The sequence below is a fragment of the Pseudoalteromonas sp. 13-15 genome (genome assembly GCF_001468205.2).
In the GTDB taxonomy this organism is placed as follows: domain Bacteria; phylum Pseudomonadota; class Gammaproteobacteria; order Enterobacterales; family Alteromonadaceae; genus Pseudoalteromonas; species Pseudoalteromonas marina.
The window spans coordinates 2,375,688-2,401,095 of the sequence record NZ_CP019162.1 but is presented as its reverse complement, the minus strand read 5'-3'; the positions used below and the strand labels follow the sequence as shown (position 1 = coordinate 2,401,095).

General features: G+C 40.5%; 22 protein-coding genes. 10 read left to right on the top strand and 12 right to left on the bottom strand.

Annotated features, from left to right (window positions below):
• The first annotated feature begins 132 nt into the window (after nucleotides 1–132).
• The 4 genes from ATS72_RS11120 (at nucleotide 133) to ATS72_RS11105 (ending at nucleotide 2,908) form a co-directional block, all read left to right on the top strand.
• Entirely contained in the window at nucleotides 133–747 is a 615-nt protein-coding gene (locus ATS72_RS11120) for a SemiSWEET family transporter (protein WP_058430055.1), read from the top strand.
• 64 nt (nucleotides 748–811) lie between these two features.
• Nucleotides 812–1,633, top strand: a complete 822-nt coding sequence (locus ATS72_RS11115; protein ID WP_058430056.1) for a hypothetical protein — start codon at nucleotides 812–814, stop codon at nucleotides 1,631–1,633.
• Complete coding sequence (locus ATS72_RS11110) at nucleotides 1,630–2,103, top strand: pilin (RefSeq protein WP_006792506.1); 474 nt, start codon at nucleotides 1,630–1,632, stop codon at nucleotides 2,101–2,103. Before ATS72_RS11115 ends, ATS72_RS11110 begins: the two co-directional genes overlap by 4 nt.
• Nucleotides 2,104–2,119: 16 nt before the next feature.
• On the top strand, nucleotides 2,120–2,908 hold the full coding sequence (locus tag ATS72_RS11105; RefSeq protein ID WP_058430057.1) for a PhzF family phenazine biosynthesis protein: 789 nt from the start codon (nucleotides 2,120–2,122) through the stop codon (nucleotides 2,906–2,908).
• A 65-nt stretch (nucleotides 2,909–2,973) separates the two neighbouring features.
• Here the strand turns inward: ATS72_RS11105 and ATS72_RS11100 are convergent, their stop codons facing one another.
• Complete coding sequence (locus ATS72_RS11100; protein ID WP_058430058.1) at nucleotides 2,974–5,481, bottom strand: zinc-dependent metalloprotease; 2,508 nt, start codon at nucleotides 5,479–5,481, stop codon at nucleotides 2,974–2,976.
• Between the two features lie 288 nt (nucleotides 5,482–5,769).
• On the opposite strand from ATS72_RS11100, the gene ATS72_RS11095 reads away from it, so the two are divergent.
• Together ATS72_RS11095 and ATS72_RS11090 are read left to right on the top strand one after the other, a co-directional pair.
• Complete coding sequence (locus ATS72_RS11095; protein ID WP_058430059.1) at nucleotides 5,770–6,948, top strand: efflux RND transporter periplasmic adaptor subunit; 1,179 nt, start codon at nucleotides 5,770–5,772, stop codon at nucleotides 6,946–6,948.
• 12 nt (nucleotides 6,949–6,960) lie between these two features.
• The gene (locus ATS72_RS11090) at nucleotides 6,961–10,104 is read left to right on the top strand and encodes an efflux RND transporter permease subunit (RefSeq protein WP_058430060.1); all 3,144 of its coding nucleotides are present in this window, start codon (nucleotides 6,961–6,963) and stop codon (nucleotides 10,102–10,104) included.
• 70 nt (nucleotides 10,105–10,174) lie between these two features.
• Here the strand turns inward: ATS72_RS11090 and ATS72_RS11085 are convergent, their stop codons facing one another.
• A complete protein-coding gene (locus ATS72_RS11085) occupies nucleotides 10,175–10,627 on the bottom strand; it encodes a c-type cytochrome (protein ID WP_058430061.1) in 453 nt (150 codons plus the stop codon).
• Between the two features lie 90 nt (nucleotides 10,628–10,717).
• Entirely contained in the window at nucleotides 10,718–11,188 is a 471-nt protein-coding gene (locus ATS72_RS11080) for a DUF2721 domain-containing protein (RefSeq protein ID WP_006792500.1), read from the bottom strand.
• A 236-nt stretch (nucleotides 11,189–11,424) separates the two neighbouring features.
• On the opposite strand from ATS72_RS11080, the gene ATS72_RS11075 reads away from it, so the two are divergent.
• Nucleotides 11,425–14,892, top strand: a complete 3,468-nt coding sequence (locus ATS72_RS11075) for a S8 family serine peptidase (RefSeq protein ID WP_058430062.1) — start codon at nucleotides 11,425–11,427, stop codon at nucleotides 14,890–14,892.
• A 129-nt stretch (nucleotides 14,893–15,021) separates the two neighbouring features.
• Nucleotides 15,022–17,196, top strand: a complete 2,175-nt coding sequence (locus tag ATS72_RS11070) for a S9 family peptidase (protein WP_058430063.1) — start codon at nucleotides 15,022–15,024, stop codon at nucleotides 17,194–17,196.
• Nucleotides 17,197–17,281: 85 nt separating this feature from the next.
• Here the strand turns inward: ATS72_RS11070 and ATS72_RS11065 are convergent, their stop codons facing one another.
• The 4 genes from ATS72_RS11065 to ATS72_RS11050 all read right to left on the bottom strand — a co-directional run bounded on the left by ATS72_RS11065 (nucleotide 17,282) and on the right by ATS72_RS11050 (nucleotide 21,020).
• A complete protein-coding gene (locus ATS72_RS11065) occupies nucleotides 17,282–18,763 on the bottom strand; it encodes a sensor histidine kinase (protein WP_058430064.1) in 1,482 nt (493 codons plus the stop codon).
• Between the two features lie 10 nt (nucleotides 18,764–18,773).
• Nucleotides 18,774–19,499, bottom strand: a complete 726-nt coding sequence (locus ATS72_RS11060; RefSeq protein WP_058430065.1) for a response regulator transcription factor — start codon at nucleotides 19,497–19,499, stop codon at nucleotides 18,774–18,776.
• 86 nt (nucleotides 19,500–19,585) lie between these two features.
• The gene (locus tag ATS72_RS11055) at nucleotides 19,586–20,308 is read right to left on the bottom strand and encodes a spondin domain-containing protein (RefSeq protein WP_058430066.1); all 723 of its coding nucleotides are present in this window, start codon (nucleotides 20,306–20,308) and stop codon (nucleotides 19,586–19,588) included.
• Between the two features lie 10 nt (nucleotides 20,309–20,318).
• Complete coding sequence (locus ATS72_RS11050) at nucleotides 20,319–21,020, bottom strand: spondin domain-containing protein (RefSeq protein ID WP_006792493.1); 702 nt, start codon at nucleotides 21,018–21,020, stop codon at nucleotides 20,319–20,321.
• 181 nt (nucleotides 21,021–21,201) lie between these two features.
• Here ATS72_RS11050 and ATS72_RS11045 point away from each other — a divergent pair, with 181 nt between their 5' ends.
• Nucleotides 21,202–21,567: a DUF4870 domain-containing protein gene (locus ATS72_RS11045; protein ID WP_039038192.1), complete on the top strand. Its 366-nt coding sequence runs from the start codon at nucleotides 21,202–21,204 to the stop codon at nucleotides 21,565–21,567.
• 69 nt (nucleotides 21,568–21,636) lie between these two features.
• Nucleotides 21,637–22,071, top strand: coding sequence for a YqaA family protein (locus tag ATS72_RS11040; protein WP_006792491.1), 435 nt, complete (start codon nucleotides 21,637–21,639; stop codon nucleotides 22,069–22,071).
• A 12-nt stretch (nucleotides 22,072–22,083) separates the two neighbouring features.
• On the opposite strand, the gene folX is transcribed toward ATS72_RS11040, so the two are convergent.
• The 5 genes from folX to ATS72_RS11015 form a co-directional block, all read right to left on the bottom strand.
• Nucleotides 22,084–22,440 carry a dihydroneopterin triphosphate 2'-epimerase gene (gene folX / locus ATS72_RS11035; protein WP_008129424.1) on the bottom strand — a complete coding sequence of 119 codons (357 nt, stop codon included), beginning with the start codon at nucleotides 22,438–22,440 and terminating at the stop codon, nucleotides 22,084–22,086.
• 3 nt (nucleotides 22,441–22,443) lie between these two features.
• A complete protein-coding gene (gene folE / locus ATS72_RS11030) occupies nucleotides 22,444–22,998 on the bottom strand; it encodes a GTP cyclohydrolase I FolE (RefSeq protein WP_006792489.1) in 555 nt (184 codons plus the stop codon).
• A 17-nt stretch (nucleotides 22,999–23,015) separates the two neighbouring features.
• A complete protein-coding gene (gene folM, locus ATS72_RS11025) occupies nucleotides 23,016–23,735 on the bottom strand; it encodes a dihydromonapterin reductase (protein WP_058430067.1) in 720 nt (239 codons plus the stop codon).
• 135 nt (nucleotides 23,736–23,870) lie between these two features.
• Nucleotides 23,871–24,701: an ammonia-dependent NAD(+) synthetase gene (nadE, locus tag ATS72_RS11020; RefSeq protein WP_006792487.1), complete on the bottom strand. Its 831-nt coding sequence runs from the start codon at nucleotides 24,699–24,701 to the stop codon at nucleotides 23,871–23,873.
• Between the two features lie 68 nt (nucleotides 24,702–24,769).
• Nucleotides 24,770–25,399, bottom strand: coding sequence for a YceH family protein (locus ATS72_RS11015; RefSeq protein WP_058430068.1), 630 nt, complete (start codon nucleotides 25,397–25,399; stop codon nucleotides 24,770–24,772).
• Between the last annotated feature and the right edge of the window lie 9 nt (nucleotides 25,400–25,408).

Below are 25,408 nucleotides of genomic sequence, written 5' to 3'. Positions count from 1 at the left end.
TTGCTGTTTAGTTGAGTTAAATTAACTTCACTCTACAATGCCGCGCTCACAGTAAAAGCCTTTTAAAACATATGTTTAATAAATGTTTTTATTAAGTAATTAAAGTAACCGTTATGTAACAGCGAGGTTGTTTTGGCGCACTATTTGCCTATTTTGTCTTCATTTATTTTACTTTTTAGTTTTTTACCATTGCTAAATAAAATTAGAAAAAACAGAAGTGTTTCTGGTTTATCTTTGTTGATGATGACATTTGGAGTCGCACAAAGTCTCTATTTCATAACGTATAACATTTATTTTGAGCGATACTTTATTGCTTTACCTTTTTTTGTAACAGGCGTATTAAGCGGCTTGATCTTGTACTTTTTTGCCCGTTACAACGCCGCAAAGCAAGAGCGGCTGCAATTAATACTCATGCTTGGCTTTTCGCTTATGCCTTTTTCGCTGTTATTAAGTTCAAACTTTGATACAGCATGGGTGCTCAGCGCACTTACTTATGTAGGATTGGTGATGAGCTCAGTGCGCGTAATGCCACAAACCTACAAAACGCTGCGCACAGGTGATGTAAGTAATTTAAGTGCTCGTTATTTTAGTTTGCAGTTCATAGCGGGCATTTGTGGCTTAGTTGTTGAATTAACAAATACCACACCAAGTACTTCACACTTACTTATGTTTATCATGTTGTTGCTGACTAATGCCGTGCAGTTTGGTTGTATGCAATATTATAAAATGCGACCAGTAATGGCTTAATGTTTTCATTTATATTTAGGTAAATATATGGCATGTTACTTTATCGTTATTCAAAGGATAGAGTATGAATTGGGAGCAATTTGGCTATTTATGCCGAATAAATAGTTCATCACAGTTAAGCAAAAGCGATAAGCTAAGGTTAAGTGAAAAGGCGAGCCTAAGCATATACCAAGGCGATAACGACGATAGTGAACTTGCAAAAACGCTAGTTGTAGGTGTTGTGTCGCAAGACGAAATAGCCGCGCAAAAAAGTGCAACTTATTACCAGTGTTTACCCAAATTAATCAACGATTTTAAATTTGAGCATAAAGGCTGGCTTGTTTATTTGACGTTTGTTTTTGCGTTTTTTTGTTTATCTTCTCTTCTTTACCAACTTTTTGTTGTCCCTGCGTTTGTAGACATGTACAGCATGAATCAACAACATGATCACAATATCTTTGATAGCTATTTTCGCTATTGGTATGTTCCGATCATATTATTATTTTTGCTGCTTAGTTTTATACTTAGCGCAATTTTAAAGCTCAAAAACGCCAGTGTATTAAGTGAGCTAAAGCCGTTTTCAGGCTTGTTTAAAGTGTTTTTCCCACGAAAACTAGTCAAAAACTACGAAACATTAACTGCTATTTTATTCTTTCCATTAAGCTCAGTAAATTCAGGTGTTACAACCACAGAAACAAAGCATTTATATGAGTGTGAAGCGCTGGGGTTAAATGCTCAAAATGAGTTTGAAGTACTGTTACAGCAGCAGTTAAAACAGTTTAATCAGCGCGCAAAATACTTTATTAATAAACTTATAATTATTTATGGTGCAGTGATTGTTGTCTCTATTTATTTGTTTGTTTCAGCGGCCTATAAACCACTATTTATGTATGGAGAAGTATTATGAAAGCAAAAGGATTTACGCTCATAGAGTTAATGGTGGTTGTATCAATTATTGGTATTTTGGCCGCTGTAGCATTGCCTCAATACAGTAAATACATGCAAAAGGCAGAGCTTGTTGATCCCCTTGCTATGGCTGCTGCAATAAGAGAAGACGTAACAGTGTTTTACCTCGAGAATAAACGTTTTCCTAATAATAATGAAGAAGCGGGTGTGCCTGCTAGTCAATACTTAATAGGGAATAGAGTAACGGGAATTACTATTAAAAACGGTGCCATACATATTGCTTTAGGTAACAAAGCATCTCGGCCTTTACAAAATACCACGTTAACGTTTAGACCAGCAGTTGTTGAGGGCAGCCCCTCTAGCCCAATTTCTTGGTTGTGCGGCTTTGATCAGCCAGTCACAGGAATGAAAGCGATTGGTGAAAATAAAACCTCAGTGCCAAAAGATTTATTACCCTCGGCGTGTATTTAAAATACTAGGGAAGCTAATGCAATTAACTATTCACCAAATTGATGCGTTTACACACGCTTTATTTAAAGGCAATTATGCAGCTGTTATCCCACTTGAGTCGTGGTTGGATGATGACCTAATGCTAAACATAGGCGCTGAAAACAACGTATCTGAAACTGCGTTTACCTGTAGGCAAACCGATGGCCGTTTTGCTATTCGTTGGTTTTCACCTTTAATGGAAATAGACTTTTGTGGCCATGCCACTTTGGCTGCTGCGTATGTATTATGTGAAGAACATAATGTATCGCAAATTCGCTTTATCGCTGATGCAGTAGGCGAGCTGATTGTTAATAAAAACAATGATGGCAGCTTCGCCATGACATTCCCTAAACAAGCACCTGTAGAGGTTAAAAACCCGCCACAGGCACTGTTAAATGGCTTGTCTATACAACCTATTAAAGTACTTAAAAATCGTCAAGCTTACTTTGCTGTTTATGAATCGGCTAAGCAAGTAAAGAGCTTAAAAACCGACTCGGAACTCTTAAAAACGCTAGCGCCACACGATGTAGTTGCCACTGCGCCTAGTGATGAATACGATTTTGTTTCTCGTTATTTTTGGCCTGCCAGCGGTGGCGATGAAGATTATGTCACTGGCTCTATTCATACAGGGCTTGCTCCATACTGGGCACAGTTGTTAGGTAAAACACAGTTAACTGCCTATCAGGCATCTAGCCGAGGTGGTCATATACAGTGCGATGTTGGGGAGTCAACGGTAACTTTAACAGGCCATGCTGTTAGGTATTTAAAAGGCACAATTTACCTTTAATGGTGATAGGAATTAAGTTTATAAAAAAGGCCACAATCAATGTGGCCTTTTTTTGTTACAACTATTTACGCTTCGAGTGCTTTTGCAATTAAGCGATCAATATACTTTTTATGGGCTTTGGCTGCAGTATCTGCGCCCCATGACAGGCTTGTATCCGCTATTTCGGTTAACTGATAAAGCGCGGCTGTTTTAGCGAGGTTATCGAACTTGCTTGGTTTGCCTAAACCCGCAATTGCAATCAGTTGGTTTACATATTCAATTTGTAAATTGTGACTGATTGAGCTGGCCTCTGCGTCTTTAACAAAAATACTTGCGGTTAAATCCCCCATAAATTGATTTAAGCTATATTCGTTTCCGTATAAAGCGGTATCTGAAATACGCAGTAAAACCGCTGGGTGCAACAGCTGTGCAAGCACAGACTTTTGCATGCCTAAAATCATTTTGTGAGGTTTAGGGTCTTCATTTTTACCATAGTGATTAAACCCGCGGCGCTGTTGCTGCATGAAGTTATAAAGCGGTTGCATGCTTTGTAACACATCAGGTGCAAACACGTACTCGGCTAGAATTTCCATAGCTTGAGTTTGTTTTTCAAGTGGCACTGGGGTGAAAGGTTTGTCGGCGTTTGCATCACCTACAACTGCACGCTCTACATAAACCCCACCAATTTGACGAGATACAATACCTGCCTGCGATCTGTACTGGCCAAATAAGCTATTAGCTGAGGTAACAAGTTGCTGGTAAGAATCACCTTCAACAGTGGCTTTATCTTTAAGCTCAGTAAACAGTTTATTAATAAGTGCCATACGGTCTGCACCATACGCTGCTGGGTTTGATGACAAATCGCCAATCATTACGCGGGGATCGATATGACGGCCCGGCGCGCGCATATCATCTGCATCGTTACCAAATGCTAAAGCATGCTCACTAGAACGCGCAAGAATTTTACTAAGGCGAGCTTGCTCGGCAGATTCATCAGCCAGCGCTACGCTGTATCCGTAGTTAATAGCCCAGTCGTCGTATGGGCCTGGTTTAGTTTGAAAAATATCACCTTGCTGCATGCCAATCGGCGCAATGTTAGCCGGTGCATAATCCATTACTGAGCCTGTTACGATCCCTTGGGTTTTACTCTTATCGTGCACTTCTTTCTCATCCCACAAAATAGATGATTTCATGTTGTGGTTAAGGCCCAATGTATGACCTACTTCATGCAGAATAAGCTGTGTTAACCCTTGGCGTATCATTTCGTTTTCTTCAATGCTATCGCCAGCAGCTAAGCCTTTTGCAAGCATAAGGTTTTGTTGAATTTCATGACCTAATGAGCAGTTTAATTCACCAGTATGTGTACTATTGCTGTGGCTCATAGCGCCCTGTGTATAAAGGGTGTCGTAAATCCAACGATTTTTCATAAATACAAACTCAAGCATAATGTCTGAGCCCAGTATTTCGCCTGTTAGCGGGTTGGCAAGTGCAGGCCCGTAGCCACCAAATGGTGGTTTTGGCGATGAGGTCCAACGCAGTACATTGTAATTAATGTCGCCTGCATCCCAGTCGGCATCATCAGGTTGTATTTTTACTTCTAAGGCATTTTTAAAGCCTGCTTTTTCAAAAGAGCTGTTCCATGCAAGTACAGCGTCTTTAATTGTGTCGCGCCACTCTATTGGCGTGGTGTTTTCTATCCACCATGTAATTGGTTTTACAGGCTCTGAAAGTGCAGCGCTTGGGTTTTTCTTTTGTAAATCCCAGCGCTTAATTACATCTTCGTAAGGCGTCCAATCAGTTGACGTCATTTGATCAAACTGGTTTGTGAAATAACCAATGCGCGCATCGTCTAAACGAGGCTGGTAGTTGTTTTGTGGGAGTGCTACAAATGAATGCTGAACCTTCACAGAAACACTACGCGGGTCACTTACTGCGCCAGAGCCACGAACGGTTGGACTTGCATTGGTAAATACGTAATCTACGACAACGTCTAAATTATTAGGATAAGGACGCTGTTTAATAATGCGCGATTTTTTGCTGTCTAGCTTGCCTACTTTAAAACGTTTTTTCGCATTTTTATCTGCGGGATTTATAGTAGGAGATACTTTATGAAGTGCTTCACTTAAAAATAACTTATTGACGTTAAAGGCAATTCTACCATCTTCTTCTTTTTCTATTTTAATACTCGCAAGCACAGCTTCACTAATGTTTGCATTGCTGGCTTTTGAAATGGCACTGTTTTCGTCAAATTTATAACGAGGTGTTTTACTTATAATATCGATACGGTCGAAGTACTTCCTAAACTCAATGAGTTTGGTTTCACGGTAAGAACCACGAAAGTGTCCAGCATCAGTCACCCCATCAACTGTATGAGCAAAATAAACGAAAGGAGTATCAAGCTGCGATTCGTTAATGACCATTAAGTGCTTACCCGTTTTTTCGTCCTGATAAAGGTTAAATATACCGGCAAATTCGGTTTGACCTTTGATCATTTCACTTAATGTTTTTGGTTTTTTTTCGTCTTTTTTGTCATTGGCAAAAGCATGGCCGCTTAGAGCAATACTGAGCGCAAGAGTTAGGGTGGTTAGTTTCATAATGTCATCTTTTCGTTTGTTAATTTATTTTTACTGTACGTAATTTCAATTTGTTTCGTACAACAAATCGATGAAATAATACCTTTTTTATTTAATGTATTGATTTTAAATAGTAAAAGTTTGTAACAAAATATAATTTTATGGCTATATAATCTAATTTATAATTAAGTAATTAATTACGAGAAGTATAATTAATGCACATTTGTAACAGTTGCTTACAAATGTCACGTAATTGTTTAATTAAGCTCTGTTATTATGGCGTTAATAGAAATTTGGGGTAATTAGGATATGCAAACAAATTCACTTAGATGGGTTTTTCCATTTGTTGCGCTTGCTATAGGAGTTGTTGGTTTTAAAGCAATAAACGCTCTTGCAAATGAACAAGAAAAAAAAGGGTTAGTTGATACGCGACCTACTGTTCAAGTTGAGCCGGTTTCGGCTAACGACCATCAGGTTGTAATTAACAGCTATGGCGAAGTAAAGCCGCTGGAAAATACACAACTGTCTGCACAGGTATCGGGAGAGGTACTGAGTTGGCATCCGAGTTTTGTTGCCGGTGGGGTTGTAGCACGTGGTGAAACCTTATTTTCGATTGAAAAAGATAACTACGAAGCTGCAGTGCTCGTGGCTGAAGCTGAACTTGCTCGTGCCCAAGCGGGTTTAATTGAAGAACAAGCGCAAGCAAAAGTAGCTGAAGACGAAGCAAAACGCTTTCCAAGTAAAGCGCGTACTGATTTATTTTTACGCAAGCCTCAAGTACTTAGTGCGCAAGCAAATGTTAAATCAGCGCAAGCAGCATTAAAACGTGCGCAGCGAGATTTAGAAAACTGTGATGTTAAAGCACCTTACGATGCACTTATTGTGAGCCGTAATGTAGGTGTGGGCCAATACGTGACAATGGGCTCGCAAGTCGCTGAGCTAAACAATATAGAAACTGCTGAAGTAATTATTCCTATTGCAGGCTTTGATAGTGTGTTTTTGCCTGAGCGTATTAAAGGGATTACCGCAACAGTTATTCAAAAAGGCCTTAATAGCTTTACTCGTGAAGGCGTTATTGACCGCGATTTAGGTATTGTAGATAACGCAACACGTATGAGCAGTTTAGTGGTGCGAATTGAAGACCCGTATGGCCTTAAAAATAAACAACCAGCAATTAAATTTGGCAGTTACGTACAGGTTAATTTTGCTGGTACAACATTAAATAATATCTACCGTTTACCTCAAGCGCTTGTTAACAACCAAACCGTTTGGGTGGTTGGTGAAAACCAAACCCTTGAACCAAGAAAGGTAACGGTAATACGAGAAGAAGGCGAGTACTTCTATATTAGTAGTGGCCTAAAAGCTGATGATAAGCTGGTGGTTACGTTACCAGAATACCCTCAAAAGGGAATGGAAGTTAAAATAGCAGGTGCCCAACCGGCACCTGAAAGCTCTGATGTGAGCACCTCAAATACGCAACAGCTTTAAGGTGTAATAACAATGAGTGAATCAACACAAACAAAACAAACAGGGTTAATAGCTTATTTTGCCAATAACTCGGTTGCTGCAAACTTAATGATGTTGTTTATTATCGTTATGGGTTTTTTAAGCTACAACACGATTCAGCGACAAATGTTTCCTAATATAGAAATTAACTATATTAACGTAAACGCTAATTACCCAGGCGCCTCTCCTCAGGAAATTGAAGAAAGTATTCTTATAAAAATTGAAGAATCACTTAAAGATATTACCGAAATAAAAAAAGGTGTGTATCGCGCATTTAGAAACGGCGGCTCTGCAAGTCTTGAAATTCATACAGACGCAGAACTCACCGATGTGCTTGATAAAGTAAAATTGCGTGTTGACGGTATTGCTACTTTTCCAGCAGGCATGGAACCGGTCACCATAAGCCAGATTGAATTTAGACAAGATGTAATAGGCATGACACTGGTTGCTGACTTGCCTTTATTTGAGCTTAAGCCGATAGCAAACAATATTGAAGATGAATTGCTGCAATTATCTAATGTATCGCTTGTGGTCAATGATGTACCGCTTGATGAAATAGCGATTGAAATCGACCCAGATACATTACGCCAGTACAACTTAACAATTTCAGATGTTATGAATGCCGTGCGTCGTTACTCAGCTAACTTTTCGGCAGGTCAGTTAAAAACTGATGCGGGCGTTATATCAGTTCGTGTTGAAAACCAATTTTATTCAGGCGAAGAATTTAGACAAATTCCGGTAAAAATTGGCGAGTATGGTGCCAAAGTTTTACTGCAAGATATTGCCACAATTAAAGATCAATTTACTGAAGGTGAACGTTATTTTAAGTTTAATGGTGAAAATGCCGTTTATTTATCAGTAAAAGCAACGCAATCACAAAATATTATTCCGGTAGCTGAATCGGTTAAAGCGTATATTGATAAAAAGAATAAAGAGCTCCCACCGGGTGTGCGTATAGAGCCTTTAATGGATATGACGTACTACCTAAATGCTCGCTTAGATATGATGAAATTAAACCTTCTTCAAGGTGCGATTTTAGTCGCAATTATGTTGTCGTTATTCTTACGCTTTAAGTTGGCATTGTGGGTAATGATAGGTTTACCGGTATGCTTTTTAGGCGCGATGATGGTGATGCCACTATTTGGTATTAGCATAAATATCGTTTCGTTATTTGCGTTTATCATGGTGCTAGGGATTGTGGTGGATGACGCCATTGTCATAGGCGAAGCCGCATACAGTGAAGTTGAAAAAAGTGGCGGCGGTGTTGATAACGTAGTACGAGGTGCAAAGCGTGTAGCGACCCCAGCGACATTTGGTGTACTTACTACCATTGCTGTATTTGCGCCGTTTACGCTTTCGAGCGGCCCTGAAAGTGCCTTTTTTTACGGTATTGCTGTTGTTGTTATGTTGTGTTTGGTATTTAGCTTAATTGAATCGAAGCTCATATTACCTGCGCATATTGCACATACACATTTTACTCCTATTAAAAAAGGTGGCTGGCGAGATAGATTTAATACCCGCTTTTTTGGTTTTGTAAACGGCCCATATAAACGTTTTGTTTCTAAGTGTGTTGAATGGCGTTGGACTGTTTTATTTAGTTTTATTGCTTTATTAGTCGTGACTTTTGCATTAATTGCTTCAAATCAGGTGCGCACTATTCCTTCACCTAAAGTACCGCATGATTTCCCACAAATTAATATTGAAATGAATGACAACGTATCCGACATTCAAACTATTAATGCTATTCGTGAAATAGAAGCTATGGTGCTTGAGGTAGATAAAGAAACAGAGCGTCAAACAGGTCAAAAAATTATCCGCGATTTACTCGTGTTTAACCAAGGCCGCACAGAGGCGCAATTATTAGCCCCATTAGTTGATGAAGACTTACGTCCTTACGATGCGTTTGAATTATCGCGCCGTTGGCGTGAAGCCATGCCTAATATTGCAGGTGTTAAATCGTTAACTATTCAAGACGACGTAGGCGGCGGTGGCGGCAACGGTGGTGGCGAGTTTGGTTACCTTCTATTTGGGTCTGATATCGATACATTAAACGAAGCTGGGCGTCGTTTTATTCAATTACTTCAGCAGCAAGAAGGCTTGTTTGATATAAGTTCAACCATAGATCCTGCCAGTAAAGAAGTGCAAATGAGTTTAAAACCCGTTGCCTTTGATTTGGGGTTAGATCTTGCCAGTATTGCTAATCAAGTAGGTGCCAGTTTTTATGGTGGCGAAGCACAACGCGTAATTAGAAATGGTGAAGAAGTCCGTGTAATGGTTCGTTACCCTAAACTTACACGCGAAGCATTTTCATCACTTAAACATACAGTGGTGACTACACCAACAGGGCGCGAAGTGTTATTGGGTGATGTGGTTGAGCTAACCGAAACTCCCGGTATTAGCTACATTCGCCGTGAAGGTGGCTATCGAACTGTTTATGTGTACGGCAGTATTGATGAAGAGCAAATTGAGCCGGGCGAAGTGGTTAAACAGGTAAAAGAAAACCTACTACCACAGCTTAAAGAAGAATACCCAAGCGTTAAATCAGAACTTGGTGGTGCTATTGAGGAGCAACAGGCGCAAGCCAATGAGCAAAAGTTGTTTTTTATTGGAGGCATGATACTAGTTTACATACTGCTTGCTGTACCACTAAAAAGCTATTCACAACCGCTTATTGTAATGTCGGTTATTCCGTTTAGCTTAACGGGGGCTATTTGGGGGCACTACTGGTTTGATTTGGATATGAGCTTAATGTCTGGCTTTGGTCTTATTGCTGCAGCGGGCGTTGTAATTAATGACTCCTTGGTTATGACCGACTATGTAAACCAGGTACGTAAGCAAGGCGTTAGTGTTAAAAATGCCGTAATTGAAGCCGGCTGTGCGCGTTTTAGAGCAATATTACTCACCTCAATCACTACGTTTGCTGGTGTGTTGCCTATTATGTTTGAAACCAGCCTACAGGCTAAGTTTGTAATACCTATGGCAGTTGCGCTGGGATTTGCAGTTATGTTTGCAACCTTAATTACGCTTATTCTTGTACCTTGTTTGTACATTATATTAGGTGATATTGGGGCATTATTTAAAAACACTTACCGACGTATTTTTAAACGAAGAAGTGTAGAAGTGTCTGTTGATAGCTAATTTTTGCTAAACAATAAAAAAGGACTGAGTGTTAACACTCAGTCCTTTTTTATTTTTATTATGTTTTTAATTAGTCTTTAAATTGCTTGTGGCAATCTTTACAACCTTTCGCCCAAGCACCAAAGGCTTTACCAATAACCGCTTTGTCGCCAGATTGGGCAGCTAGAGCAAGTTTGTCTGCGTTTGCAGCAAACGCATTGGCTTTTTCAACAAATACCGTATTTTCAGACCAAACAGTAGCCAGTGCCGATGTATCGCCTTTGTCTGTTCCTGCGTAAAACGCTTCCCAAGGCATTTTTGAAAGCGCTGCTGCGTTATTTGCACGCATTTTGAATTGTTCTGCATCAAATGGAACCTTGCCCTTAAGCATTGCGCCCATATCGCCAATTTGAACTGATAGCATAGAGAATGCACTTTGACGGTATTCAATAGCGTCGCTTGGCTCTTTAAACGCAGAGTTTGCAGATACACTCAGCGCGCATGTTGTTAGTAATGCACCCGCTAGAATCTTTTTAAATTTCATATTATTGCCCCTGTTAACTATTTTTTGACTATTGCTTTGTATCTTAGCTATTGGTTTTATTCAAGCTAATACAGAAAAATTAACTAAAAGTTAATCGTTCATATCAATATCAGCAAATATCATCCCTCGTCGCATACTGCGAGTTGCTAAGAAAACTTCACCTAATAACGACATAAACGCACATATTAACAACGCCATAGCGGCCACAAAACAGCTGGCGATAGTAACGCCTAAGTTTATTGATTGAATGTGAGATAAAAATAATAGCATAACCACTGCGCATACAAGCAAAGCGCTCAAAACACTTAAACTAAAGGCTATATGTATACAACGGGAGCGTTTTAATAGAGCGCGAAGTTCTGTTGCGAGTGATTTATTAAAATCTTCATCGGTGCTTACTTTTAGTTTGCGCTCCAATTGCCTCGCACGGTCTGTAATACGAGCCAAGCGGTTTGATAAAACGCCAAGTGTAGCTGCAATACCGGTTATTAAAAACACTGGTGCAACAGCTGTTTGTATTACTTTAGCCATAGTTAAAATGTTGATCACATCATTATTCATAAAGTACCTAGTTATTATGCAGTTTTTGTTTACAAATATTCACAAAAGTGAAATGTGGTTTTATTTATTTATATCAGTTGCTTGGTGCTTGTTTGATTGTTTTTTTTATGTGCTTAATGCTTATTTGTAACCAAAGTGTTGCTTGGTGGGGGATGAACGTTTTATATTCGTCCATACATTGTAATTTGCTTTATTAATGTGACTACAATAATACATAAAATATCCTAGGGGAACTCATGAGTAACAATATAATAAAAAAGACAGCGATAGCGACGGCTGTTTCTAGCGCATTTGTGGCAACACTTGCAAGTGCCGCTGAATTACCAAAAGCAAATATTAACTACAAACAAGTAGAACAAGTAGTTGAAGTTGCAGCAGACAAAAAAGAGCCTTCAGCTCATATGATCGTTCTTAAAGCAACAACATCTGTGGATGCAGTATCAGCTGGAACTTATCAGGCTTCAAGTAGCCGTGAAATAACAGCTCAGGTTGAGCAGCTTCAAGACATAATGACTGCAGAGTTGAGTAACTTAGATTTTGATGCAAAAGTAATTGGCAAAACAAAGATTCTTGCTCCAACGTTAATCGTTCAAGCAACACCTGAAGCTTTAAAGCAGATTGCAAAAGATGATCGCGTTGCAAAAGTATTACCAATGTTTGACCGTGAACTTCACGTTGCAGCAAGCTCTGATTATATTAACGCTAAACCATTAATTACTGATGGTATTGTAAGTGGTAAAGGTCAGCGCGTTGCAGTACTAGATACAGGTATTGATTATACTCACGTAGCATTTGGCGGTGCGGGTACTGTTGAAGCATACCTAGCGGCACAAGAAGACCCTACAACAGTTACATGGCCGCAAGGCATTGTACAAGGTGGCTATGACTTTATTCGTGATGATGCAGATCCAATTGAAAATGATGCTGCAAATTCACCGTCAACAGGTGATCCAACAAATCATGGTACATCATCTGCAAACTCTGTAAACGGTATTGCACCAGAGGTTGAGCTATACGCATATTCTGTATGTGGCGGTGGTTGTCCAAGTGCAGCACAAGCAGCTGCATTAGAGGCTGCAATGGATCCTAACGGTGATGGCGATATTTCAGATCGTGTTGACGTGATGAACATGTCTCTTGGTGGTGAATTTGGTGATACTTACACTGGTGGTGGTACACAATACCTAGTTCAACGTGCTGTTGAATTAGGTGTTAACATGGTAATTTCTGCCGGTAACGATGGTGATAACCCATTCCGTGTTGGTGGCCCAAGTACAACTCCTAATGCCTTATCTGTTGGTGCAATGACACATCCAACAACAGAAGTTGGTATTGCAAGTGGAACAGTTGCAGGCGTTGAAGGCGATATTCAAGCGTCAGGTTTTGGCCCACAAGATGGCTTTACCCTATCAGGTGCTGATATTGATTTAGTATACCCTACAGCAAATCAAAACGGCTGTGACGCTTTTGCAGACGATGTTGACTTTACAGGTAAAGCGGTACTAATAGATCGTGGTGCCTGTGCATTTACACAAAAAGTACTAAACGCACAAGCTAAAGGTGCAGAGTTTGTATTTATTGCAAATAACATTGACGATGGCACACCAGCCCCAATGGGTGGTTTTGATGCTGACGTAACTATTAAAAACGTCGGGATTAATTTTGAAGCGGGTGCTGCACTGAAAGCACAGCTAGAAGCTGGCGGCCCTGCAACATTTGATATTAGTGTTGAGATTAAAACGACTGCGGGTGCTGTGGCAACATTCTCTTCACGTGGCCCTTCTATGGATGGTTTACTTAAACCAGAAATTACAGCGCCAGGTACGAGCATTGTCGTAGCAGCAACAGGAACTCAAACAGGTACTAACCCTGTATCGGGTACCTCGTTCTCAGGTCCAATTACAGCCGGTGCGGTTGCTATGATCCGTGAGGCTCACCCAAACCGTAATGCGTTTGAAATTAAAGCCACTATTATGAACGCGGCAAACCTTGAAGTTACTAACGAGCCATTGGCTATCAATCCTGATTCAGAGCTGGCACCTATTAGTATGATTGGTGCTGGTTTAGTTGATGTGACTAAAGCTGTGAATTTACCTGTTGCAGCATGGGTACATAATGCTGAGTTTGATACAAAACAAGCTGCCCTTTCTTATGGTTTAGTGAGCCTTGCAGAAGCCGGTTCTATCACTAAAACGGTCACTGTTAAAAACTTCTCTGCTGAAGCGAAAACATATAACCTTCGCACTGAAGCACGTTACGAAAGCGACGAAAAAACTGAAGCTGTTAGCTGGGATTTCCCAGAATCAGTAACAATTCCAGCTGGGCAAGCTGTAAACTTTGATATCACAATGATGGTTGACCCAAGTAAACTACCTGCATGGGAATTAGAGAATCCATTTAGTGCTGATGACATTGCTGCTCGCAGTGCTGCACTAACATCGATTGAGTTTGATGGTGCGTTAGTATTTGATGATGCGTCAACAGATACAACTCACGATCTACACGTTGTGTATCATGCAATGCCGAAAGCAGCGACAGAGCTAAGTTATACTGCCGAGCTAATTGACAATAAAGTTGCACTAGTACTTGAAAATACGGGTCAGACTGAAATCATTCCTCAAGCTGAAAGCATCATTGCAGTAGGCACAGAGAAAACAATGGAAGAGGCTGAGTATAATATTCTGTCGAGCACATTCTCTGCATTTGGTGCAGACTTCTGTGATTCAGGTATTTACATCACTTCATCAATTCAATTACGTGACCCGCTAACGCACACTTTCCAAGCTGGTTACAGAGTTGAAATTGATACAGATAATGATGGTGTTGCTGATCAGTTCTTACAAAACTTAAATGACCGTGGCCGTACAACGGCTTCACCAGGCCGTAGCCGTACATTAATTGGTACTACTGACGGTGCTGGTAATGATGGTTGGGCATGGGGTACACCACTTCTTCATTCAGCAGGTGAGGATACAATCACATTTACTGGTTGTTCTGAGCTAATGAATATTGATGGGTCGTTACTTGGTCAGCCAATGAACTTTAGAGTATCTGTGGGCTACCCAAGCTACCAGTCAGGTGTTTTCTCTGAGACAGACAGTGTAACTGGCTCAGTGGTATTTGGTGTTCAGCCTGAAGTTCAAATGACTTCGCTTGAAACTGGCGAAGCTGTTGCATCACTTCTACCTGGCGAAAAAGCAATGGTATCTGCAAGCGGTCCATTTGTTTTATCTCAAGGTGCTGGCACTAACATCATTAAAGCAATGACAAGTGAAGAGCTTACATTACCAGCTATTGAGGCGCCTATCTTAGTGGGTGGTGAATTCTCAGTTTCTGAAGATGCAGCCGATGGTACAGTAGTTGGCGCGCTTACAATTGAAGAAGCCGATTTTGACTTAGCGGTTTCTGAGTACTACGTTCAATCAAACACAAATATTGGGTTAGGTGTTGATGAGCAAGGTCAAATTGTGGTTGCTGACACCAACATGCTAGCAGGAGATACTACTGCTGAAATGGAAGTTGTTGCGATTGATATTCGAGGCAATGTTTCTGAGCCTGTAACTGTAACTGTTAATGTAACTGCAGTAGTACCTCCGGCAGTTGTTATTCCAGAGCCAGAGAAGAAAAGTTCGTCAGGTTCATTAGCTTGGTTAACGCTTCTAGTAGCACCGTTCGCATTCATGCGTCGTCGTAAGCAAAAGTAAGCTTAAAAATGATTAAGTACTAAATTAAAGGGAGCTTCGGCTCCCTTTTTACATAGCTTCACAAACTAAATCACAAAAGGTATTAATTTTAGGTATATTTAGGTAACAAAAATAATAAGGACTTTGCCCATGACACGTACTCCATTTGCACTTGCTGCACTCTCGCTTGCTATTTTAAGCGGGTGTAATAAAGCCCCCGAAGAAACTCAAAAAAATACGGTTCAAGTTGAGTCAGCTCAAGCTGTAACAGCGGTTGCACCAATTGCTAAAAAAGTACCCCATGAAATGACCATTCATGGCGATACACGTATCGATAATTACTACTGGCTCAGAGATGACGAGCGAAAAGCACCTGAGATTATTAACTACTTAGAAGCCGAAAATGCGTATTCTGACGCTATGCTTGCGCATACTAAAAAATTACAAAGTAGTTTATTTGAAGAGCTTAAAGGGCGAATCCAAAAAGATGATGACTCTGTTCCGGTAAAAGACGGCCAGTACTATTACTCGTCGCAAACTCGCGGCGATAATGAGTACACTACTTACTTGCGCAGTAGTGATTTTACAGGCACCGATCAGGAAGTTATTTTAGACGTAAATGAATTGGCTAAAGGTCATGACTATTTTGCGGTTAGTGGCCTAAATGTCAGCCCAAATGACAACTTAATGGCGTATGGTGAAGATACGGTGAGTCGCCGTGTTTACAACATAAAAATTAAGGATTTAAGCACTGGTAAATTATTAGACGACACGCTTGAAGGCACCAGTGGTTATGTTGTGTGGGCGAACGACAATAAAACAGTCTATTACATCAAAAAAGACGCGCAAACCTTACTCGGGTATCAGGTTTATCGTCATACGCTTGGTACACCACAAAGCGATGACGAGCTTGTTTACGAAGAAACAGACACAAGCTATTACACAGGTATGAGCAAGAGCAAAGACGGCTCAGAAATTTATATTTGGCATAGCAGTACTGATGCATCGGGTTTGTCAGTACTTAATGCAAATGATGTAAACGCTAAGCCTAAGCGCTTAATTGAACGTGAAGCCAACCTTGAATACAGCATTTCCAAACTAGGCAATACTTATTACATTGTTACTAATTTAAATGCCGTTAACTTTCAGCTTATGAAAGTAGATATTGATAAAGCCGGTGATAAAGCAAATTGGCAAAGCGTGATCCCTGCGCGCGAGGGTATTAAACTCGAAGGTGTTGAGTTGTTTGATGACTACTTAGTATACCAACAACGCGAAATGGGCCAATCAACACTGATTGCGCGTAATTTAACATCGGGCAAAGAGTTACCACTAAGCTTTAACGACAGTGCATATACAATTAATGCGTACGGTAATAACGAATTAGACAGCGATACGCTGCGTGTTTACTACACCAGTATGACGACGCCGGGTTCATCTTATGATGTTAATTTGGCCACTGGCGAAAAAACATTATTAAAACAACAAACAGTATTAGGTGACTTTAACGCAGACAACTATGCCTCAGAACGTATTTTTGTAACAGCACGCGATGGCGTAGAAGTACCGGTGAGTTTGGTGTATCGAAAAGAGTTATTTAAAAAAGATGGCACTAACCCATTATTGCAATACGGTTATGGTTCGTATGGTGCAACAATGGATCCGAGCTTTTCGTCTGCACGATTAACGTTGCTTGACCGCGGTTTTGTATTTGCAATTGCCCATGTACGTGGTTCGCAAATGTTAGGTCGCCCGTGGTACGAAGCGGGTAAGCTACTTACCAAAAAGAACACGTTTAACGACTTTGTAGATGTAACTAAGTCATTAGTTGAGCAAAAGTATGGTGCAAAAGACAGCATATTTGCACAAGGCGGCAGTGCGGGTGGGCTATTAATGGGTGCAGTGGCAAACCAAGCCCCTGAGCTTTATAAAGGCATGGTTGCACAGGTTGCGTTTGTTGATGTGGTTACTACTATGCTAGATGAAACGATTCCGCTTACAACTAACGAGTATGGCGAGTGGGGTAACCCTAACGAGAAAGAATATTACGATTATATGTTGTCGTATTCACCGTACGATCAAGTCAGTAAGCAAGACTACCCTAATATGTTAGTTACTACAGGCTTACACGATTCACAGGTTCAATATTTTGAGCCTGCAAAATGGGTTGCTAAGCTGCGTGACTACAAAACAGATGATAATAAACTATTATTTAAAATAGATATGGAAGCCGGACATGGCGGGGCATCTGGGCGATTTAAGCGCCTCGAAGATGCCGCGTTAAATTATGCATTTATGCTTGATTTAGCAGGTATAAAAAAATAACAAACCCTAGGGGCTGTTGATTTAATTTGCAAAGGTCAGCGGTCCCACAATTCAACTAAGTAATGAGCTAAGGCGTAACGTTAAGTTACGCCTTTTTTTGTGGCAAATTAAAGCTAAACATTGTGCCTTTGCCTAGTTCACTTTGTACATTTATTTCACTGTCCATGAGCTTTAATAGCCCGCGGCAAATAGCAAGGCCCAAACCACCTTGTTGTCGGCCGGCTTTGTTAGAATTACTAGCTTGGTAATGAGGATCAAAAATGGCATTTAACTCTTCGTGTTTAATACCCACGCCGGTATCAGAAACCTGCACAAATAATTGATTGTCATCACCGCGTTTTACACGCACAGCAATACTGCCATCACGCGGGGTATGCCTAATGGCGTTATCGATTAAGTTACTTAAAACACGCTCAAGTTTGGCTATGTCGGCAATGACAGGAAAGTCACAAATTGCTGGTTCAACCGATAAATTAATGCCTTTTTTCTCTACGGCTAAACTAAACTTAGCAATACAATCGTAAATAAGTTCACCTAGGTTAAATGTTTCTTTGTTGATGCTTATTTCGCCATTTTCTAGGTGTGCGAGTTCAAAAATTTGCTCTATTAGTTGCTTAAGTTGGCCACAGTTATTCAGTGATACTTGCAAGTACTCTTGCTGCTCTTGCGCACTTAGTTTGTCACCTGACTGATTTAACACCTCTAAAAAACCTTGTAACGAAGCCAGTGGTGTACGTAAGTCATGAGATAAGTGAGTAAGTAGCTCTTTGCGTTGTTTATCGCCTTGCTCTAGTGCTTTAAATTGCTCGTTTATACGTGTGAGCATTGCTTGAATAGTTCGGCTTAAGCTATGGACTTCATTACTTTTTTGAGTTGAATAAATACTCAATTTTGTGTCGTTTAGGCTGTAGTTTGCAGCCTCAATTTTGCTTACATCTTTTGCAAGGCGTTGAATAGGGTTTGTAAAAAATCGCAGTAAAATAAGCATCGCAATAAATAAAAAAACGAGTGCTGAGCCTAACCATATGGCAGCCAATAATAACGAGTCGTTACTTTTTATATGATTAAGAGAGGTGTCGTATGCCTCACCACCAATAATCACATATAAATACCCTTGCAATGTGTTGTTATTAAAAACAGGCGCCACAGAAAATATTTTTTGTTGAGCAGGGTTTCTTGGGTTGTCGCCATAAACTGGTGTAGCACTTGGGTTAGCTATAAGGTGCTTTAATGGCGTTAAATTAATATGTGTACGCTTCACTTTTCCGGGTTCTGCGGAGTAAGTTAATATTTTTCCGTTTTCGTCTACAAAGTAAAATTCAAAGGCGGGGCCGAGTAACATTAAGGTATGAAATAGGTTTTCAAGGGCTTCGTAATCGTATACGCCTTCTTTTATCAATGGGTTATCTTGTACTAAATGTTCAGCTAGCGCTAAATGTAAATTTTGTTCTCCATGATGTTTAGAGTTGAGTTCTAGTTGTTTACTCCAGCTATAAACCAGCGCGCAAATAAAACAAAAAATGACGGCTAACGACACTGCTAATTTTTGGTACAAAGAAAGTCTCATAATAAAAATCTTAATTAAGTTGGCTTGGATTGAGTTTGTATCCCACACCCCAAACGGTTTCTATAATAGGTGTCGATTGATGCAATTCAAGCTTTGCGCGCAACCGATTAATATGTGAATTAACAGTATGTTCGTAACCGCTATGTTGGTAGCCCCAGACTTTATCAAGTAGTTGCTGGCGACTAAATACATGGTTAGGGTGGCGTGCAAAATACACCAGCAAATCAAACTCGGTGGCAGTTAGGTTAATTGCCTGTTCGGCCAAATACACTTGATGAGAGTCAAACTCAATGTTTAATGAGCCAACTTTAAGGGTTTGTTCACTTGAAACAGAGGGTTCATCGGTATTTTGGCTGGCGAGTAACTGTGCTCTGTGTCGAAGTTGGGTTTTTACTCTGGCTTGTAGTTCACGTGCAAAAAAGGGTTTACAAATATAGTCGTCTGCGCCCATTTCTAGGCCAATAACCCTATCCATGTCACTACTTAGTGCGGTGAGTAAAATAACGGAGGTCGTTGGATAGTGCTCTTTTATTTTACGACATAAACTTAATCCATCCATTTGCGGCAGGTTTATATCCAGTAAAATAAGCCCGTACGGATGCTTAGCTATTTTCTTTAAAGCCTGTTCAGCACTGACAACATGATCCACATGTAAATTTAGCGATGTAAGCTGTGTGGTAATTAATTTACCAATTTCTCTGTCGTCTTCAACTATGAGTAATTTTTCATGACGCATCGTTTATCCTCGTAAAAAGGGGGCTTCCGTGCTCCCCAACTTCCCCATTACAAGCTGGTATATCAAGGTCAATACTGATAAACGAATTACTGAGTGCGGGTAATAACCACTTTTGCTAATGGGTTATCAAACTTATGTTCAGGGCTAAGCACTGAACTAGATAAGCCATCTTCATTTGTAACGACACCTGGGTGTCTTGCTACAAAATTAACATCATCACGGGCTTCATTAAAACCTTCTCCGCCATCAGCAGGACCGGGTATCGTACCAGCTGCTTCTGTATTTGCTTCAGTACCTGCATCGTAAGCAACTGTGGTGCGAGTTAAAGAGTCGCCCACGGCTAATGAAGATACGTCTAAAGCACTAAGACCGGTAAATCCATCATTCGTATTCACCATCATAGTGGCAAGTGAAAGCTTGAGTGCTTCAAGTGAGTCTGTCGTTAATGTAATCGTGGTATTTACACCTGGTCCAACAGGGCCTTCGCTTGATGCGTTGGCAATGGCGTTTTCTAATGCAAGTAGTTGGCTGTTGTCGCCTCCTTCAGCCATTGTTTCTAATGCAACCGATGCAGGACTACCTATTTGCCAAAGTGTGCCTTCTGTATGTGCAATAACGGCAATAGGCGATAGTGGCTGCCCTGCGGTTAAATTACTGACGGTTACATCAAATGTATAGCTTACAGGCTCAGGAGTCGGCGGTGTGACAACTTGAACAGGATCGTTACTGTCGTTGTCGCCACAGGCTGCAAGTGAAGCTGCAAGTGCAACAACCACGATGCTTTTTTTAAGAGTATTTAAAGATACCATGATTACGCTCCTACTTAACCGTAACGGTTAGCTTAGCTACAGGGTTTAACCATCTGTGAACCGTGTTGCTTAAATCACTATTACCAGCGGTTAAGTCGTCGTCACCTAGTGTACCAGGATGAATATGCACATTAATGTTGCTATCGGTGCTTGTTAAGCCTGCGCCACCAGTACCCGCATCACCACCTGGTGCTGCAGGAATACCTGGTGTACCAGGTGCTCCAGAACCTTCAACCACGAGCTCATTATTTTGCTCAGTGCCCGCATCGTATGCATTTAAATAAACTGTGTAGGTACCTGCTTCGGTTGGTATTTTCCAGCTATCAAGGCCAACAAAGCCATCGTTTGTAGGTAGTAACATAGCGGTCACTGATAAGTAATCGTTACCGTCTGTCGTCATTAGTGTTGTCATGGTTGATGACGATGGTGCTAATAGACCTTCTGCTGGGTTTGCAGCCATATCGCTACCTGCTGCAGTGGCTTGTGCCATTAGCTCAGCAATGTTGCCACCTTCAGCCATTGTTTGTAATGCGGTAGAAGCTTCAGTTGCAACTTCAAAAAGCTTATCTTCACTGTTGTGTGCTGTAACGAGTAGCGGAGTGAAGTGAATGCCTTGGGTTAGGTTGGTTATTGTTAAGTCTAACTCTGCAGCCATGGTTGACTGGCTAGCTACCGCTAAAAGAGTTGCAAGTGTAAAAGTTGAAGCTTTCATTTTTATTTCCTGTAAGTGATGATTCGAGATAAGTATTGAACAATCGTCTCCAGAAACTCTCACAAACTTATCACTTTTTTATCACAGGAATGTAGGTTGTGATTTTTGTAAATAAATACGCCAGAAAACTTATAGACCTGTGTATAATTAAACCGCATTATAAAAATTAAAGGATTGTGTTATGGAAGAAAATCAACAGGTTAAAGTAGTAAATAAAGATGAGCGCACATGGGCAATGTTGTGCCATTTAAGCGCGTTTGCTGGATTTATTGTGCCGTTTGGTTCAATCATAGGACCATTAATTATTTGGTTAATTAAAAAAGATGAAATGCAAATGGTCAATGAGCACGGTAAAAAAGCGCTTAATTTTCAGATAACTATGGCAATTGCCTATATTATTTGTTTTGCATTGATGTTTGTTGTGATCGGTGTAATTTTATTACCTATTGTGGCCATCTTTTCTTTTATTATGGTGGTTTTAGCGAGTATTAAAGCCAATGAAGGTAAAGAGTTTAATTATCCACTGAGTTTAAATTTGATAAAATAAGCGCTCAATTATTTGTATAAACCGACCCTAGCCTTAGGCTGGGGTTTTACCTTTTCCCGCAAGGTTATTATGCTTTATCTAACGCTGTTTTTAAGCGCATTTATTTCAGCTACGCTATTGCCGAGTTCTTCAGAGGTGATCATGGTGGGAATGATCACACAAAGCCAGGTTAACCTTTGGCTTTTATGGTTGGTTGCAACACTAGGTAATGTATTGGGAAGCTGTGTTAACTATTGGTTAGGCACGCAAGTTTTACGTTTTAAACATAAAAAGTGGTTTCCGGTATCAGAACAAGGGCTTGAAAAGGCACAAAATCAGTTTAATAAATATGGCGTATACAGCCTATTGTTTGCATGGCTGCCTGTTGTTGGCGACCCATTAACAGTTATTGGCGGTATTTTTAAAGTGAGATTTAGCGTGTTTTTACTTTTAGTAACACTTGGCAAAGGCGCACGCTATTTAGCGGTTATTGCCCTTGCCGTGGGAGTAGAAGCTCTTATTTAAGCTATACGTACGCTACTTTGTCCAATCAAGTGTTAACGATACAGAGTCAGCAAAGCGAAGCGCATGCGGTTTATCTACACGGGCTTTAGCATAATTTACACTCGGGTGTGAATGACAAACAGCAAGAATTTCAGCGACTAGCTTTTCTAGTAATAAAAAGTGTCCTTGCTCAACTAAACTAATCACCTCTTTGGTGATCACTTTATAGTTAAGTGCTTGGTCTACTTCATCGGTTTTACATGCGTTGTCGGCAGGGTAGTGAATCTCAAGGTTGATCACTACGTCTTGCTTTTTTTCACGTTCTTCAGGATTAAAACCAATAAATGTACGTAAGCGTAAGTTAGTAACATTAATAATTGCGTTGGCCATAGATTACCCTTTAATAAGCTGCAAAAATTCGTTGCGTGTTTTAGGGTCGCTTCTAAAGTTACCCAGCATTACTGATGTACGCATGCTTGAGTTTTGCTTTTCTACACCGCGCATCATCATACACATGTGCTTAGCTTCAACAATAACGCCTACACCTTTTGCGCCAGTCACTTCTTCAACGGCTTTGGCAATTTGATGCGTTAACTGTTCTTGTATTTGAAAACGACGCGAAAACATATCAACAATACGCGCAAATTTAGATAACCCCAGCACCTTGCCGTTTGGAATATAAGCAATATGGCAGCGGCCAATAAACGGTAGCAAGTGGTGCTCACACATAGAGTAAAGTTCTATATTTTGCACCAGTACCATGTCATCTGCATCAGAGGTAAATACGGCATTATTAGTAATTTCATCAAGCGTTTGGCGATACCCTTGTGTCAGGTATTCCATTGCTTTTGCAGCACGTTTTGGTGTGTCTAATAAACCTTCGCGTTCAGCGTCTTCGCCTACGGCGGTTATAATTTTTTGGTAGCTGTCTTTTAATTCGTTATGCATAGGTGTCTCAGTGTTTTTTACTTTAAATGACGTCCGCCATCAACAGGGATAGAGCGCCCTGTTATGTACTGACTTTGTAATAGTAAATCAATGCTGTTTATAATTTCTTGGCACCCAGGTTCGATGCCCATCAATGATTTTTTGAGTGTTTTAGCGCGGTATTGTTCGTCGTCGTGCTCGTTAAAAATAATAAGCGAAGGCGCAACCGCATTTACTTTTATATTTGGTGCGTATTTAGCACTAAACGATTTTGTTAGATTATCAAGTGCGCCCTTGCTTGCCGCATATGCCAAATGCTTAGGGCTTCCTGTTTCAACCACATAGTCAGTAAGGTGCACAATATCAGCCGCAGCACCGCTAGCTTGCTGGTACGCTAAAAGTAAGTCAGCGCACTGCATATTAATTAAGTAGGGTGTTTTGGCATGAATGCGCATCATGTTATCAAAAAGCTTAGCGTGGTCTGGATTATTTGCTTCACAGTCCCAGCTAGATGCATTGTGTATAACAGCCTTTAAGGATTGGGTATGGGCTTTCAAAGTATTAATAAACTCATTAATTCCCGCATCAGTACTGAAATCGGCATGGATACAAGTCACTCCCTGCTGCGCTAGTTTTTCTACGGCATCATGGCGAGTACGATAAGTAATAATCACTTTTTGCCCTTGGGTTAAGTAATGCTGAGCAAGGGCTAGGCCGATTCGTTGGCCTGCGCCAGTAATTAAAATAGGCGATGTCATATAATGCAGTGTTCTCTTTGGCAAGTTTTTAATAAATATTAGTACGTTAAGTGCAATGTGTACGTAATATTTGAGTAGGGCGATCAAAAAAGCAATTAAACTAGATGCTGTTAATTGCTTTTTATATCACTTATATTAATCGTAAATTGTTGGTATTGGCTGGCGTTTATGTTGCGTGCGCAGATATATACCGATTAACTTTTGCTCCACCTCTTCAGAGACAGGTTTGCCCTCTAAAAAATCATCAATTTGATTGTAACTTAAACCGAGCGCTTCTTCGTCGGTGAGGCCCGGTCGGTCGCTTTCTAAATCGGCTGTAGGGGCTTTTTCAACAAGCACTGCTGGCGCACCTAGGGCAGTCGCTAGTGCGCGAACTTGGCGCTTAGATAAACCAAAAAGAGGCGCTAAATCACATGCACCATCGCCAAATTTAGTGTAAAAGCCTGTAATGTTTTCTGCGCTATGATCGGTACCTACAACCAAGCCTTGGCTAAAACCAGCAATTTCGTATTGAGAAACCATACGTTGGCGTGCTTTAACGTTACCTTTAATAAAATCTATTTGAGCTTGCTCTGGTAATGCGTCACCGCTGCTAGTCATTGCGATTAACACTTGCTCATGTAAAGCATCAGCAGCAGGCTGAATATTAACGGTCATACGCTTACTTGGCTGAATAAAATCTACCGCCATTTGTGCTTCGTCTTCATCAGCTTGCACGCCGTAAGGTAGGCGCACAGCAATAAATTGATATTTGTTGGTGCTGTGTTCTTCATTTAATTCGTTAACAGCTAGTTGGCATAAACGGCCGCAAGTTGAAGAATCAACCCCGCCACTAATACCAAGCACAAGCGAGCGTGAGTGGGCTGCAACTAAACGTGCTTTTATAAAGTTAACTCGACGAGAGATCTCAGCGTTTACATCAATGGTTGGCTGAACTTTCATTTCAGCCATTATTTCGGCGCGCATTGCCGGCTCCTTGTAAGATTTTAAATGTGATACGCAATAAACTTATTATGTGATTTAGTTTTACTTATTTAAAGCCCTAAATGTGCTTTTATCTGGTTAAGTTCTGCTTTTAACTCTTCTACTTCGCGTAATAAATCGTTTAGCTCTTTATCTTTAATGGCTTCGCTGGGTAAATTAATGGTATCGCTATCAGGCGTAATTGGTTGCTCACCAAATAAATGAATATATCGGCTTTCACGTTTACCTGCTTCGCGCGGTAACTTGGCAACTTGCTCATTTTCAATTAATTTATTTAGCGCATTTTCAACTTCATCTACATTATTAAAATCAGCGAGACGAGCGCTGCGTGTTCTTAATTCACCGGGTGTTTGGGCGCCGCGTAACAGCAATAGGCAAATAATGGCACGTTGTTGTGCTGAAAACTGTAAGCTACTAAATTCGGTATTACAAAAGCGGTGGTCGTATTTATTTACTCGCCCCGAAAGTGCTTCATCAACAGTAACTAGGCGCATGTCACTAAGTTCATCTAGCACAACTTGCACATCACTTTCGGTTAAATTAAGAACAGGATCGCGATTCGATTTTTGATTACATGCATTGGTTAACCCATTCAGTGACAAAGGATAATGCTCTGGTGTAGTGCTTTGTTTTTCTAGGAGACAACCAATAACACGTTGTTGTTGTGGTGATAACTGCATAAGTACCCT